This window comes from Magnetococcales bacterium (assembly GCA_015228815.1).
In the GTDB taxonomy this organism is placed as follows: domain Bacteria; phylum Pseudomonadota; class Magnetococcia; order Magnetococcales; family UBA8363; genus UBA8363.
Map to the genome: position 1 here is coordinate 52,268 of JADGCV010000024.1, position 14,966 is coordinate 67,233.

Sequence of the window (14,966 nt, forward strand, 5' to 3'; positions counted from 1 at the left end):
ATGCCCGTTTTGTACGTCACCGAGCCTGGGGCCACCCTCCGGGTTGCACACGGGATCTTTCGCATCACCGCCGAATCCGGAACCGATGGCGGTACGGAGACGATCCGCCGCAAGGAGGTCATGCTGGAGGTACAACCGCATCGTTTGGAGGTTATCGGGCTTGTGGGGCGGGTGCATGTGACTCGGGATGCGCTGTTGATGTGTCTGGAAAAAGGAATTTCGCTTGCCTGGTTTGCCTGGAACGGGGTTTATCAGGGGCGACTTTCCCCCGGAATCTCCCGTTCGGGTGATTTGCGGCTGGCGCAAAGTCGTCTGGCATTGTCCGCCGAATCGTCGTTGGCACTGGCGCGAACGTTCATTCGCGGCAAATGCGTCAATGGCCGGGCGGTGTTGCGGGGAATTCAATCCAACCAGGCGGGGGTGCCGGAACTATCCCTGGCCCTGAAAGAACTTGGGGAATGGGAGGAACGGATTGTCGCGGCGACGGATCCGGAAGAATTGCTGGGCTGTGAAGGGGGGGCGTCGCGGTGTTATTTTTCGGTTCTGGATCATGGTTTTCGCGGCGAGATTCGTTTTTCCGGTCGCAAGCGCCGCCCGCCACCCGACCCGGCCAATGCCCTGCTCTCCTTTGGCTATGTACTCCTGGGCAACCAGGTGGCGGGATTGTTGGAGGGGCGAGGATTGGATCCGTCCATCGGTTTTTTCCATGCCCCAAGGCCGGGACGGGCGAGTCTGGCCCTGGATCTGCTGGAAGAGTTCCGGCATCCGGTGGTGGATCGTTTTGTGTTGCGCACCTGCAATCTGCGCATGATCCGACCGGAGATGTTCGAGACCGACCCCGAAACCGGAGGCATTCGTTTGACCCGGGAAGGATTGAAGGTATTCTTTTCCGCCTGGGGTCATTATCTGGAGCGCCCCTTCGTCAACGGCGACGGGGAACGAACCTCGGTCAACGACCTGTTGCGGCAACAGGTCAACCTTCTGGCGATGGCGATCCGGGGAGAACGAGAGTATGTCTCTTTTCGACTTCGGGAAAACGACTGACCCCATTTTTTCCCATGATACCGAAACCGGAAACAGGAGGCAAGCACGATGCGATATGTTATATGTTATGATATAACGGAAAACAAGCGACGACGGAAACTCTCGGATTGTCTCGACAATTTTGGCGACCGGGTGCAAGAGAGCGTGTTCGAGGCGGTATTGGATGGCGATTTGTATCAGGAGATGGTGGCGGAGGTGACCAAGCGGATCAAGGAAAAAGAGGATCGGGTTCACATCCACCCCCTTTGTGAAAAATGCGCCGGGAAAAGCCTGCGTCTTGGGGTCAAAACGGACATTCCCGGAACCCAGACTGTCTTCGTCGTATGACCGCCATCCCGCCGTAACCGTTTTCACGCCGGATTTCCGGCCTGGTTACGAAAATGGCAACCGATTGATTTATTTCATAATTTTTTTACAGTAGCGACAAAGGACCCATCCCATGACCCTTCCACCACGCCCGATCACAACAGGTTACGAAAAAGCATTGAATTTTTCCTTCTTTTCTAATAGTATGTGGAATGCGCTCCTGAAGTCATCGCCCCGCATGAAAGGGGATTGCGACGATTCGTCCGGTGGATTCCCAGGGGGCGGCGGTATCGCCTCCTGAAGTCATCGCCCCGCATGAAAGGGGATTGCGACTCACGGTTGGTTCAGGGAAGACCCTAGACGTATCGGGGGGCCTGAAGTCATCGCCCCGCATGAAAGGGGATTGCGACCCGCATCCCCGCGTTTGTCAAGTAGGCGAATCCCCCAATTCCTGAAGTCATCGCCCCGCATGAAAGGGGATTGCGACTCGGACGAATGCGTTCGGAACGGGGATTCAATTACTGATCCTGAAGTCATCGCCCCGCATGAAAGGGGATTGCGACAACCCGCTTTATCCCAAAATATGTCGAGTCCCAATTTGGGGCCTGAAGTCATCGCCCCGCATGAAAGGGGATTGCGACATGATGGTGTTTCGACATCGCGCCGAGTTGATTCATTGGCCTGAAGTCATCGCCCCGCATGAAAGGGGATTGCGACCTGACTGCCTTCTGCGAGCACCACGACGTTCCCTATCTGGCCTGAAGTCATCGCCCCGCATGAAAGGGGATTGCGACAAATATTTCACCCCCCTGAGGAGGCGGCGCGCCTCCTCAGGCCTGAAGTCATCGCCCCGCATGAAAGGGGATTGCGACTCCTCCCATTCCTCATCATAGGCCCCGGCCCCAATTAGTTCCTGAAGTCATCGCCCCGCATGAAAGGGGATTGCGACACCCGGATTTCTCCGGGACGATCGGGGGTCTCCACCCCCACCCCTGAAGTCATCGCCCCGCATGAAAGGGGATTGCGACCAATTGGGGCGTTGGTGTTGGCGAGGGGATCGCCAAGGGGGCCCTGAAGTCATCGCCCCGCATGAAAGGGGATTGCGACCCCCTTGCTTGACGATGATTCGCATTCCTGCTCTCCCCACCTGAAGTCATCGCCCCGCATGAAAGGGGATTGCGACCAGGCACGTGAAGAACTTCTCCATCTTCTCCTCCTTTCCTGAAGTCATCGCCCCGCATGAAAGGGGATTGCGACTCCCTTCCCTTCCCTTCCCACTTCCCGCCGCCAATGCGGCGGCCTGAAGTCATCGCCCCGCATGAAAGGGGATTGCGACTCGGATAGCTGCTTGAGTTCGAGTTCTCGTCCTTCCAACCCTGAAGTCATCGCCCCGCATGAAAGGGGATTGCGACTTATGACCCGTAGCAGCTCGGCCTTCTGGGCATCCTTGCCTGAAGTCATCGCCCCGCATGAAAGGGGATTGCGACAAAATAGGGCATCGTCCCCCCATCCCTCCCATCCCATCCCCTGAAGTCATCGCCCCGCATGAAAGGGGATTGCGACTGTTTATTCATTTCCACCTATTCCCTGATCCCTCAATCCCGTCCTGAAGTCATCGCCCCGCATGAAAGGGGATTGCGACTTTTATGCCGTGACCAGCCAAGAGTTCCGCCCTCCTCCCCTGAAGTCATCGCCCCGCATGAAAGGGGATTGCGACCTGGGGAAAAAACCACACTCACCCGAGTCGGATGTACAATCCTGAAGTCATCGCCCCGCATGAAAGGGGATTGCGACTTTGCCTTTTCTGCACCTTCGTTAGCCAAAGTTTTTAATGACCTGAAGTCATCGCCCCGCATGAAAGGGGATTGCGACTGAAAAGGCAGAAAGAAATGCTTTCTCCAATTGATTTCAACCTGAAGTCATCGCCCCGCATGAAAGGGGATTGCGACATTGAAGCTTTCTCCCCTTTCGCCCATAATTTTTCATCGTCTCCTGAAGTCATCGCCCCGCATGAAAGGGGATTGCGACTCTTGCAACATTTCCAGCACGACTGCAAACTGCGTGTCGTCCTGAAGTCATCGCCCCGCATGAAAGGGGATTGCGACCTCTCACTCCCAATATTGTCTCGGAGTGTTCCCCCAGCTTACCTGAAGTCATCGCCCCGCATGAAAGGGGATTGCGACACCCCCTTCCGCCCAGGGACTGCCTGGGCGACCATCATGGACCTGAAGTCATCGCCCCGCATGAAAGGGGATTGCGACATTGGGGAGCTGGATCCCAATAGAAGCCGGTGTATTTAGGCCTGAAGTCATCGCCCCGCATGAAAGGGGATTGCGACTCTTTTTGGCGGGCAAAGAATTCATATCCCGAAATTATGCCTGAAGTCATCGCCCCGCATGAAAGGGGATTGCGACGATCAGTTTGTAGATACCCGACTTGGACATGTCCGTAAGGGCCTGAAGTCATCGCCCCGCATGAAAGGGGATTGCGACAATACAATTTCGGCAAGTTGTTTCCTCCCGAGTTTTTCCGCCCTGAAGTCATCGCCCCGCATGAAAGGGGATTGCGACCTCTCCGATAGAGTTTAATTACATCAAATTACACATAAAAGATCCTGAAGTCATCGCCCCGCATGAAAGGGGATTGCGACCTTCTCCTCCCATGTTTAGGCGGGATGATCATGCGGAACCTGAAGTCATCGCCCCGCATGAAAGGGGATTGCGACCCACTTCTAGGGTAGGGCCACTCAACGCCAGATATTCGCATCCTGAAGTCATCGCCCCGCATGAAAGGGGATTGCGACCAAAGTAATGCGGCAATTTCAATGCTGCCTTCCCACCAGGGCCTGAAGTCATCGCCCCGCATGAAAGGGGATTGCGACCCTTCGGATCGAATCCAGATCCCTTGGCCAAGTCATACACCCCTGAAGTCATCGCCCCGCATGAAAGGGGATTGCGACCAGAGCCTGACTTGCCAGTCGATCGGCCTGGCATCCTTTTGGGACCTGAAGTCATCGCCCCGCATGAAAGGGGATTGCGACCCAAAAGTGACTTGATAAGAGTCACCTTTCTTTATTATTTTTTTCGTCCTGAAGTCATCGCCCCGCATGAAAGGGGATTGCGACGAGACGGCCAGGGAAGCGCAACGCGCCAACGAATTGTCGCCCTGAAGTCATCGCCCCGCATGAAAGGGGATTGCGACGCCTCAACCGCGTTCTCCATGTGGTCTGTCCGACCACTTGGTCCTGAAGTCATCGCCCCGCATGAAAGGGGATTGCGACATCGATGTCGATAGCGTGAGGGGTCAAATTTATTAAATCCCTGAAGTCATCGCCCCGCATGAAAGGGGATTGCGACTTTATGCATGGGAGATTGTATTGTCTCCCAATTTTTTTTCCTGAAGTCATCGCCCCGCATGAAAGGGGATTGCGACCTTTCAACTCCTTTAGCCTACCAAACTCCGTAGTCTTGTCCCTGAAGTCATCGCCCCGCATGAAAGGGGATTGCGACACGATGATTTTCATCCATCTTCTCCTACATTGATTTGGACCTGAAGTCATCGCCCCGCATGAAAGGGGATTGCGACGCAGCCCTGGCGGCAGCACTGGCGGCATCCCATGCGGCAGCCTGAAGTCATCGCCCCGCATGAAAGGGGATTGCGACTCCTGAGCCTCCTTGGCTACCGTATAGGCGGCATACCATGCCCTGAAGTCATCGCCCCGCATGAAAGGGGATTGCGACATGTCCCGTGAGTTGGGACCGAAATACCTGGATCGGTCCTGAAGTCATCGCCCCGCATGAAAGGGGATTGCGACTCTCAACCCCGACCTCCATCGAGTGGTGGGAAAACCCACCTGAAGTCATCGCCCCGCATGAAAGGGGATTGCGACCCGGAGCCGGACCGGGTTGATACGTCGGTGCCGCCGCCGGACCTGAAGTCATCGCCCCGCATGAAAGGGGATTGCGGCCATTTTTTCAGTGCAGCGACATCGCTGCACGCTTTTACAAAACCTGAAGTCATCGCCCCGCATGAAAGGGGATTGCGACTTTTCCCCGTGCGTGTAAATCACGATGGCTTGGTCATCACCTGAAGTCATCGCCCCGCATGAAAGGGGATTGCGACTCGACATCAAATGCCCAATAAAACTCGCTTAATCTATTTATCCTGAAGTCATCGCCCCGCATGAAAGGGGATTGCAACGATCCTGTTTGCGATCATCGCCAGTCATGCCAATGAATTACCTGGATATAATATTACTGACGTTTCACCGTTTTGGTTCGTTGCAGCGTATATAGCTCAAGTATTTTTCGCGGGATTTGCCCCAATGCGCGCAAACCCTGTGAAAAAGAAGCCGCACAAGCCCGTGCGAGCGGTTGCCGCAGCAAAAAACGGTGAAACGTCTGAAGCCCGAAAACTACGTATCCCGTGATGGTTGCGGTTTAGATAATCACATTAAACAAAAGGAGATTAAGGAGCGGTCAAGAATTGTTTTCTTGATTTGACATATAAGATCTTATATAATTCACACCATGAAACCCATCCAATTCATCGGTTCCTCTCGGGAGGACCTGTCCGCTTTTACCCGTGAGGCCAGGAGGGCTGCCGGCTTCGAGTTGCAACAGGTGCAACACGGCTTGATGCCTGCCGACTGGAAACCAATGCCCGCAGTGGGGGCGGGTGCGATGGAGATTCGCATTCATGTGGCAGGTGCATGGCGCGTGATCTATAGTCGCCAAATTTGATGATGCTGTATATGTTTTGCATGCGTTCCAAAAAAAAAACCGGAAAACCAGCCAGGCAGACATTGATCTGGCCGCTCGTCGTTATCGCCAACTTGGAGGATGAATGATGGAAGCCACTGTTACCCCATCGTGCGGCAACATCTTTCTTGACCTGGGGTTTCCCCCGGATGAAGCCAAGATATTGACGATGCGCGCCGACCTGATGGCAAGACTTCGTTTGATGATTGACTCCAAAGGCCTGACCCAGGAGGAGGCCGCCAGGATGTTTGGCGTCAGGCAATCCCGTGTATCAGATCTGGTGCGCGGCAAATGGGAAAAATTCAGCCTGGATACATTGGTGACCCTTGCCGTGCGCGCCGGAATGCAGGTCGAACTGAATCTTGCCACGTAGAGATGTCGGAAGGATGAACCATCTCTTTTACTTGAAGTCATCGCCACGAATGAAAGGGGATGGCAACAATCACATTCGGAAGAAAGCGGAGTGGCCAATGTACGTATGCTTTCCAAAATTCAAATAATCCTCACAAAAAATGCACTGTCTCCGACATACCAGGGCATTTCTTGGCTGTTGTCTTGTGTTTGGAAATGGTACGCTGGGATTGCTTGTCACCCTGGAAGGAAATTGCAACATGGCCACGACAACATGTGACACATTGGCGTTTTCTGAAGAACTCAGAGCCGCCGGGGTCCCAGAATTACAGGCCAAGGCGCAGGCCAAGGCGTTATCCGCGATCGCCAGCGAAAAATTGGTGTCGCAAGAGTACCTGGATACGCGGCTGAAGGAACGTGAGTATCGGCTGACCATCCCTTGAACCCTCCCTTCATCGCCGAATCCCCGCCAATCATCCCCCCATTCTTCAGGATCGACCCCCGCCAGAAACACAACCGTGACCACCCCCCGCCCCAGACAATCCCCAGACAACCGTTCAAGCTCCCTTTTTTTCGCCGATTCCTTTCGGAACCGCCGCGCGAACGGGTAGTATTCCCAGAGAAACATCCCCCTTCTCCTCGACCATGGGGGGGCCAGACGAACCGCCGGGTGGGACTTGGTTTTCGATGAAAATTCTGATTGTCGGGTTGAATCACAAAACCGCACCGGTCGCGGTGCGGGAAAAAATCGCTCCCGACCCGGATCAACAGACACAATGGCTTCGCGAACTGACCGAACTTCCCGATATCGCGGAAGGATTGCTCCTCTCCACCTGCAATCGATTCGAGGTCTGGCTGGTCTGTCGCAGAGTCGATCATGCCCAGGCAGTGACCATTCGCCTGCTGGCGCAAAAAAGCCATATACCTGTCGAGCTTCTGGAACCCCATCTCTACATCCACGAAGAAGCGGCAGCAGTGGCCCATGGTTTTCGGGTGGCCTCCAGTCTGGATTCCCTCGTCGTCGGCGAGGCGCAAATCCTGGGTCAGGTCAAACAGGCCTGGCAACGGGCCAGTGAAACGGGATCCTGTGGTTCGATCCTCGGTCGCTATTGCCACCAGGTGTTCAAAATCGCCAAGAAAGTCCGCAGCGAAACCGGATTGGCGAAAAATCCGGTCTCCATCGCCTCGGTGGCGGTGGCGCTGGCGCGTAAAATATTCGGCAGCCTCCAGGGACACGTCTGCCTCCTCATCGGCGCCGGAGAAATGTGTGAACTGGCCGCACGCCATCTGGCAGGTCAGGGGGTGCGCATCCTTGTCGCCAACCGCACCCTCGAACGCGCCCGCGAACTCGCCCAACAGTTCGATGGCGACGCCTTCGGCCTGGAATCCCTGGAACGTCGCCTGTTCGAAGCGGACATCATCATCTCCTCCACCGGCGCCACCCGCCCCATCGTCACCGCCGACATGGTCCAGGCCGCCCTGCGCCAACGGCGCTACCGTTCCCAGTTCTACATCGATATCGCCGTCCCCCGCGATCTGGCCCCCGAAATCACACAGATCGACAATGCCTTCCTCTATGATATCGACGATCTGGAAAACATCTCCCGCGACAACCGCAAGGACCGGGACCGCGAAATCGTCGCCGCCCAGGCAATCATTCATGCCGGAGTCGATGAATTCATCTCCTGGGCCCGTTCCCGTGACGTGGTCCCAACCCTGGTCGCCTTGCGCCAATCCCTGGAATCCATTCGCGATCAGGAGGTCGAAAAAACCCTGAAAGGGTGGACCAACCTTGATTCCCAGGACCGGGAACGGGTCGTCAACCTGGCCAGGGTCCTGGTCAACCGCATCCTGCATGTCCCCTTGACCCAGTTGCGCGAACAGGGAAGCGGACCCCAGGGGGCGTTACTCGTGGAAACAACAAAAAGACTGTTCCGGCTGGAAGATGATTCCCAGACCGAAAACGACCCATCCTCGAATCCTTGAACCTTGCCCCGGATCCTCCATGTCCTTCCTGTCGAAACTTGATGATCTCTCCCGCCGCCATGGCGAATTGACGGCCCTCCTGTCCCTGGCGGAGGTCATGGCCGATTCGGCGCGGTTTACCCGCCTTTCCCGCGAATTCGCCAGTCTTGATCCGATCATCCTGGCCTACAGGGCGCTTCAGGCCATCGAAAAAGAAATCCTGGCCACCGAAACCCTCCTGGCCGAATCCTCCGCCGATCCCGAGTTGCGGCTTCTGGCCCGGGAAGAACGGGACATCCTTCAAGCGCGACGCGACACAGCATGGCGGGAACTTCAATTGATGCTCCTGCCCAAGGATCGCAACGATGAAAAAAACGCCATCCTCGAAATCCGCGCCGGTACCGGCGGCGAAGAAGCGGCTCTCTTCGCCGGAGACATGTTGCGCATGTATCAACGATTCGCCGAATCCCGCGGGTGGCGGATGGAATTGTTGTCCATCCATGCGACCGATCTGGGTGGATTCAAGGAAATCATCATCCTGGTAAGCGGACGGGGAGCGTTTTCTTCCCTCAAGTTTGAATCGGGGGTTCATCGGGTACAGCGGGTTCCGGTCACCGAGGCAGGCGGGCGGATCCATACCTCCGCCTGCACCGTGGCGGTCCTCCCCGAGGCCGAAGAGGTCGATGTCGTCATCAACGAACGCGACGATCTGCGCATCGATGTCTTCCGTTCCTCGGGTCCGGGGGGGCAAAGCGTCAACACCACCGATTCGGCAGTCCGCATCACCCATCTGCCAACGGGCCTCGTCGTCGTCTGCCAGGATGAAAAATCGCAACACAAAAACAAGGCCAAGGCCCTGAAAGTGTTGAAGGCCAGACTCTACGACATGGAACTGAAAGCCGCCGAGGATGCCCGGTCCCGCGACCGAAAAGGGCAGGTCGGCAGCGGCGATCGGTCGGAACGGATTCGCACCTACAATTTTCCCCAGGGTCGTCTGACCGATCACCGGATCAACCTGACCCTGTACCGCCTCGATCAGATCCTCCAGGGCGATCTGGAAGAGGTGATCTCCGCCCTCGCCAACGAACATCAGGCCCAATTGCTCGCCGAATTCGCCGGCGACGTATCCTGACAGCGCCCCCTTCGCGTTATGACGCCTGGTGAAGTCCTCGTCCATCCTTTGCGATTTGGAGACAGAGCCACCTGTGTGTTAACATGGACGCAGTCCGCTTTTTCCTGAATCCGTGACCTCATCGGTCGATGAATCATGTCCACCGGACAACCTTGTGTCCTCTGCCAGCCGCAGATGTTTTTGCAGTCTCGGGTCCTTGGCGTTTTCTTTCAAGAGTGTCAACCTGCCCATGGAGGGTACCATCATGTCCCTGATGTTCGATTCATTGGCCTACGCCAAAAAATTGAAAGCCGCCGGTGTCCCCGAGGCCCAGGCGGAAATACAGGCCGAAACCATCGTCGAATGGATGGAGGACCGCCTGGCCACCAGGCTGGAACTGGAACAGGTCCGGGTGGATTTGAAACGGGACATCGAATCGGTCCGGACAGAGTTGAAACGAGACATCGAATCGGTCCGGGCAGAGTTGAAGCGGGACATCAAGGAACTCGATGTCAAAATCGAGTCGGTCCGGGCAGAGTTGAAGCGGGACATCGAGTCGGTCCGGGCAGAGTTGAAACGGGACATCAAGGAACTGGAACAACGCATGGTCATCAAGCTCGGAAGTTTGATGTTCGTGGCGGTCGGGGCCGTGGCCGCCCTGGTCAAACTGCTTTGACATCCGTGCGACCAAGACGGCCTGAAACGTTTTTGAAGTCACGAATCCTTGGCGTTTGTTTTCAAGAGTACCGTCAGACAACCTGCTCATGGAGGGCACCATCATGTCACTGATGTTCGATTCACTGGCCTACGCCAAAAAATTGAAAGCCGCCGGTGTCCCCGAGGCCCAGGCGGAAATACAGGCCGAAACCATCGTCGAATGGATGGAAGACCGCCTGGCCACCAGGCTGGAACTGGAACAGGTCCGGGCAGATTTGAAGCGGGACCTCAAAGAACTGGATACAAAGGCCGAAGTCCGGCTCAAAGAACTGGATACAAAGGCCGAAGTCCGGTTCAAGGAAATTGAGGTCCGGTTCAAGGAACTCGATGCCAGAATCGAGTCGGTCCGGATGGAGTTGAAGCGGGATATCAAGGAACTCGATGTCAAGATCGAGTCGGTCCGGGCAGAGTTGAAACGGGACATCAAGGAACTGGAACAACGCATGGTCATCAAGCTCGGAAGTTTGATGTTCGTGGCGGTCGGGGCCGTGGCCGCCCTGGTCAAACTGCTCTGATCTTGTGCGCTTCCGGGTGACATTCGTTCGCACCCTTGGCATTGATCGATCGGAAATCAACCGATCCATTGCCCCAAAACACCCGTCCTTACATGAAACAAAGGCGATAAATATATATTTTTCTTGTTGATTCTTCACCAATTTAATAATGAACCTGTTATCATCCCCTCTGTCGAAATTTCAAAATTCGAAAACATCTGAATGGAGGAGATGAATGATGAAAATCGGTATTCCAAGGGAAGTCCATCCGGGTGAAAACCGGGTAGCAGCCAGTCCCGATTCGGTGCGGCAATTGATCAAACTCGGTTTTTCAGTCGCCGTCGAAGCGGGGGCCGGTCTCAACGCCCAGTTCGAAGATTCCCACTACAGGGAAGCGGGGGCGGAAATCATCGCCGAAACCGCCGCTCTATGGCAGGCGGTGGACATTGTTTTCAAGGTGCGGGCCCCGACACTCCATCCGGGATTGAAGAAAAACGAAATCGATCTGTTGAAGCGGGGAAACACCCTGATCAGCTTCATCTGGCCCGCCCAGAACAAGGAGCTGATGGATCTTCTCGCCGCCCGTGGCGTCAACGTTCTGGCCATGGATTCGGTCCCCCGCATTTCCCGGGCGCAAAAACTCGATGCCCTCTCCTCGATGGCCAACATTGCCGGTTACCGGGCGGTCATCGAAGCGGCACATGCCTTCGGACGTTTCTTTACCGGTCAGGTCACGGCCGCGGGAAAAGTCCCTCCGGCCAAGGTATTCGTCATCGGCGCCGGGGTGGCGGGACTGGCGGCCATCGGCGCCGCCTCGGGCCTGGGGGCCATCGTCCGCGCCTCGGATACCCGGCCCGAGGTGAAGGATCAGGTCAAGAGCATGGGGGCCGAATTCGTCTCGCCGCAACACGAAGAAGAGGGGACGGGCATCGGCGGCTACGCCAAGGTCATGAGCGAAGGGTTTCAGAAGGCGCAGCAGGAACTCTTCGCCAAACAAGCCCTCGACGTGGACATCATCATCACCACCGCCCTGATTCCGGGAAAACCCGCCCCCAAACTGATCACCCGTGAAATGGTCGATCACATGAAACCGGGCAGTGTCATCGTCGATCTTGCCGCCGAACAGGGGGGCAACTGCGAATATACGGTGCCGCACCAAAAGGTGGTCCACAACAACGTCACCATCATCGGCTATTCCGATCTGCCCAGCCGCCTGGCGCGGCAATCGAGCCAGCTCTACGCCACCAATCTGGTGCGGCTGATGGAGGAATTGTGCAAAACCAAAGATGGCGTCATCAATATCAACATGGACGATGAGGTCATTCGCGGCACCACCGTGATCAAGGAAGGGGTCATCACCTGGCCGCCACCGCCCCCCAGGCTTTCGGCGGCTCCCGCCAAACCGGTCCAGGCCGCCGCACCCGTTGTCCAAGCGAAAAAAAGTCATGGCCATGGTCCGGGGGCGCCCGCCTCGGGCCAATCGACCCTGGTCATGGGACTGGCCCTGGCGGTCGTTTTCGGACTGGTCGGAATGACCGCCCCCGCCTCCTTCCTGAACCATTTTACCGTCTTCGTCCTCGCCTGTTTCATCGGCTACATGGTGATCTGGAACGTCACCCCCGCCCTGCACACCCCTTTGATGAGCGTCACCAACGCCATCAGCAGCATCATCGTTCTCGGAGCGTTGATTCAAATCTCCTCTCCGGGACTGATCATCACCCTGCTTGCCGGACTGGCCATCGGCCTGACCGCCATCAACATGTTCGGCGGCTTCTGGGTCACCCGCCGCATGCTGCGCATGTTCCAGAAATGACACGGGGGAAAATCCAATGACTACCGAATTGATGACCGTTTCCTATATCGGCGCCACCATCCTGTTCATCCTCAGCCTCGGCGGCCTGAGCAACCCCGAAACCTCCAGACGCGGCAACCTGTTCGGCATGATCGGCATGGGCATCGCCGTTCTGGCCACCCTCATGGGACCCCGGGTCACCGGCCTGTCCAACCTTGCCATCATCGCCATCGCCATGGGACTGGGGGCAATCGTCGGCATCATCGCCGCCATCCGCGTCAAAATGACCCAGATGCCCGAACTGGTCGCCCTCATGCACAGCCTGGTCGGCCTGGCGGCCTGTCTGGTCGGTTTTGCCAATTTCATCGATCCATCCGCCCACTTTACCGGCAGCGAAAAAACAATCCACGAAATCGAGATCTACCTGGGAATCCTGATCGGCGCCATCACCTTTTCCGGCTCCCTGATCGCCTTCGGCAAACTTTCGGGCAAGATCGGTGGCAAACCCATGCTGCTCCCCGGTCGTCATCTGTTGAACCTGGGGCTCCTGGTCCTGGTCCTCTTCCTTGGACGGATGTTTCTTCAAGCGCCCGGAATCGACCAGGGAATTCTTCCCCTTTCCCTGATGACCTTCATCGCCCTGCTCTTCGGCATGCATATGGTCATGGCCATCGGCGGTGCCGACATGCCGGTCGTCGTTTCCATGCTCAACAGCTATTCGGGATGGGCTGCTGCGGCAACCGGTTTCATGCTCTCCAACGATCTTCTGATCGTGGTCGGGGCCCTGGTAGGCTCTTCGGGGGCCATCCTTTCCTATATCATGTGCCGCGCCATGAACCGCAATTTCATCTCCGTCATCGCCGGCGGTTTCGGCACCGAAGGAGGCAAAACCCTTGCGGCTGGTCCGGAGGCCCCTCAAGGCGACGTTCAACCGATCAGCGCTTCCGAAACCGCCGAACTTCTGCGCACGGCGCAAAATGTCATCATCGTCCCCGGATACGGGATGGCGGTGGCGCAGGCGCAACATACGGTATGTGAAATCACGAAAATTTTGCGCTCCAGGGACATCAACGTTCGTTTCGGCATCCATCCTGTCGCCGGACGAATGCCGGGACACATGAACGTCCTTCTGGCAGAAGCCAAAGTCCCCTACGACATCGTGCTGGAAATGGACGAACTCAATCAGGATTTTCCCACTACCGATGTCACCATCGTGATCGGGGCCAACGACATCGTCAATCCGGCGGCCCAGGAAGATCCCACCAGTCCCATCGCCGGCATGCCGGTCTTGGAAGTCTGGAAGGCAAAAACTTCGATCGTCATGAAAAGATCGATGGCCTCGGGTTACGCAGGAGTGGATAATCCATTATTCTACAAAGAAAACAATCGCATGCTCTTTGGCGACGCCAAAAAGACGCTTGATGAAGTCCTCGTTCATCTTTCACAATGATCATCATTGTCGATGGGTCCGGGAAAGAGCCAACCGATCCCGGACCCTCAGCGGCGACGGAGACAGACGTGGAAAAAACTTCCTACAGCAAATCAAAGGCCCGACCGTCGGGCAGGCGATACCGCGTAAAATCGACGACATCCACAGTCATGATCTCGGTGATGTCCGTTTCATCGGCCAGCCAGATCAAGGAGGCGTCGGCCAGGTCCATCTCCCGCTTTCCCTCCTCGGTATAGCGGCGCATCCAGCGCGTCATCTCCCCCAGGTGGTACGATTCGAAGGAATGGACAACGATGCCCTGTCGTTCGACCCATTGTAAAAGTTCATAACGATGGGGTGGTTGCAGCAGATAACTCGCCTCGACAATGCACGGCCAAGTCGTCAGAAATCGAACACCTTGTTGGGAAAACTCCCGCACCAGGGCGCGGATGCGCGGATGATGCCGATCATCCCTGGCGAACAGCGCAACCAGAGGCCCGGAATCAATAAGAATATTTCGCACGCAGTCTGGCCTTGACCTTTTCGGAAACGTTTTCGGAGGCATGGGGATCGCCCATGGGGGCGCCACTGCAAATTTCGTCCAGAAGTTCCGATGGGTTCTTGTATCCCAACGCCCGTTCCAGGGTATCCTTGACAAAGGCCGACTTGGTCATGCCCAGCCGCTTCGCCTCCTGGTTGACCCGCTCCTCCAGCACCGGATCCAATCGCACCGACATGGCCATACCCGCCTCCTCAAGTTCAGGTGAATACGGTAATACCGTATCCCATGGCGCGTCCCGTGGCAAGCCAGATCCGTGTGATTGCTACAGTTCCTCCCCGAACAGGCGGGGGCTGGACACAGCCGATTTACGCCCCTGACGGACACAGGTTTGGCAGGCGTTCATCGCTTACGTTTTTTCGTAACTGCCCAGGTACCTTACAGGTTTAATTATTGAAAGAAAAAAGGGGTCTGGGGGATTGCCCCCAGGGTTTTGAT

12 protein-coding genes, 1 pseudogene and 1 CRISPR repeat array are annotated in these 14,966 nt (G+C 56.4%); of the genes and pseudogenes, 11 read left to right on the top strand and 2 right to left on the bottom strand.

The features are described 5' to 3' along the window. The 11 genes and pseudogenes from cas1 to pntB all read left to right on the top strand — a co-directional run bounded on the left by cas1 (position 1) and on the right by pntB (position 13,990). Positions 1-1,044: a CRISPR-associated endonuclease Cas1 gene (gene cas1 / locus HQL76_11225; protein ID MBF0109738.1), complete on the top strand. Its 1,044-nt coding sequence runs from the start codon at positions 1-3 to the stop codon at positions 1,042-1,044. A 48-nt stretch (positions 1,045-1,092) separates the two neighbouring features. After that, positions 1,093-1,371 carry a CRISPR-associated endonuclease Cas2 gene (cas2, locus tag HQL76_11230; GenBank protein ID MBF0109739.1) on the top strand — a complete coding sequence of 93 codons (279 nt, stop codon included), beginning with the start codon at positions 1,093-1,095 and terminating at the stop codon, positions 1,369-1,371. Between the two features lie 198 nt (positions 1,372-1,569). Further along, positions 1,570-5,550: a CRISPR direct-repeat array (repeat unit 37 nt; unit sequence CCTGAAGTCATCGCCCCGCATGAAAGGGGATTGCGAC). A 329-nt stretch (positions 5,551-5,879) separates the two neighbouring features. Continuing rightward, positions 5,880-6,195 (top strand): annotated as a pseudogene (locus HQL76_11235) (type II toxin-antitoxin system RelE/ParE family toxin). 3 nt (positions 6,196-6,198) lie between these two features. Next, positions 6,199-6,483, top strand: a complete 285-nt coding sequence (locus HQL76_11240) for an XRE family transcriptional regulator (GenBank protein ID MBF0109740.1) — start codon at positions 6,199-6,201, stop codon at positions 6,481-6,483. 238 nt (positions 6,484-6,721) lie between these two features. Continuing rightward, on the top strand, positions 6,722-6,904 hold the full coding sequence (locus HQL76_11245; protein MBF0109741.1) for a DUF1640 domain-containing protein: 183 nt from the start codon (positions 6,722-6,724) through the stop codon (positions 6,902-6,904). A gap of 244 nt (positions 6,905-7,148) precedes the next feature. After that, positions 7,149-8,447 carry a glutamyl-tRNA reductase gene (locus HQL76_11250; protein MBF0109742.1) on the top strand — a complete coding sequence of 433 codons (1,299 nt, stop codon included), beginning with the start codon at positions 7,149-7,151 and terminating at the stop codon, positions 8,445-8,447. A 19-nt stretch (positions 8,448-8,466) separates the two neighbouring features. Continuing rightward, complete coding sequence (prfA, locus tag HQL76_11255; protein MBF0109743.1) at positions 8,467-9,558, top strand: peptide chain release factor 1; 1,092 nt, start codon at positions 8,467-8,469, stop codon at positions 9,556-9,558. A 244-nt stretch (positions 9,559-9,802) separates the two neighbouring features. Further along, entirely contained in the window at positions 9,803-10,213 is a 411-nt protein-coding gene (locus HQL76_11260; GenBank protein MBF0109744.1) for a DUF1640 domain-containing protein, read from the top strand. Positions 10,214-10,316: 103 nt separating this feature from the next. Next, positions 10,317-10,769 (top strand): hypothetical protein, encoded by a 453-nt coding sequence (locus tag HQL76_11265; protein ID MBF0109745.1) that lies wholly within the window; start codon positions 10,317-10,319, stop codon positions 10,767-10,769. A 217-nt stretch (positions 10,770-10,986) separates the two neighbouring features. Then, positions 10,987-12,561 carry a Re/Si-specific NAD(P)(+) transhydrogenase subunit alpha gene (locus HQL76_11270; GenBank protein ID MBF0109746.1) on the top strand — a complete coding sequence of 525 codons (1,575 nt, stop codon included), beginning with the start codon at positions 10,987-10,989 and terminating at the stop codon, positions 12,559-12,561. A 16-nt stretch (positions 12,562-12,577) separates the two neighbouring features. Further along, the gene (pntB, locus tag HQL76_11275; GenBank protein MBF0109747.1) at positions 12,578-13,990 is read left to right on the top strand and encodes a Re/Si-specific NAD(P)(+) transhydrogenase subunit beta; all 1,413 of its coding nucleotides are present in this window, start codon (positions 12,578-12,580) and stop codon (positions 13,988-13,990) included. Positions 13,991-14,072: 82 nt separating this feature from the next. On the opposite strand, the gene HQL76_11280 is transcribed toward pntB, so the two are convergent. After that, a complete protein-coding gene (locus tag HQL76_11280; GenBank protein MBF0109748.1) occupies positions 14,073-14,492 on the bottom strand; it encodes a hypothetical protein in 420 nt (139 codons plus the stop codon). Then, on the bottom strand, positions 14,473-14,712 hold the full coding sequence (locus HQL76_11285) for a ribbon-helix-helix protein, CopG family (GenBank protein MBF0109749.1): 240 nt from the start codon (positions 14,710-14,712) through the stop codon (positions 14,473-14,475). The genes HQL76_11280 and HQL76_11285 overlap by 20 nt, the downstream gene beginning before the upstream one ends. Positions 14,713-14,966: the final 254 nt, after the last annotated feature.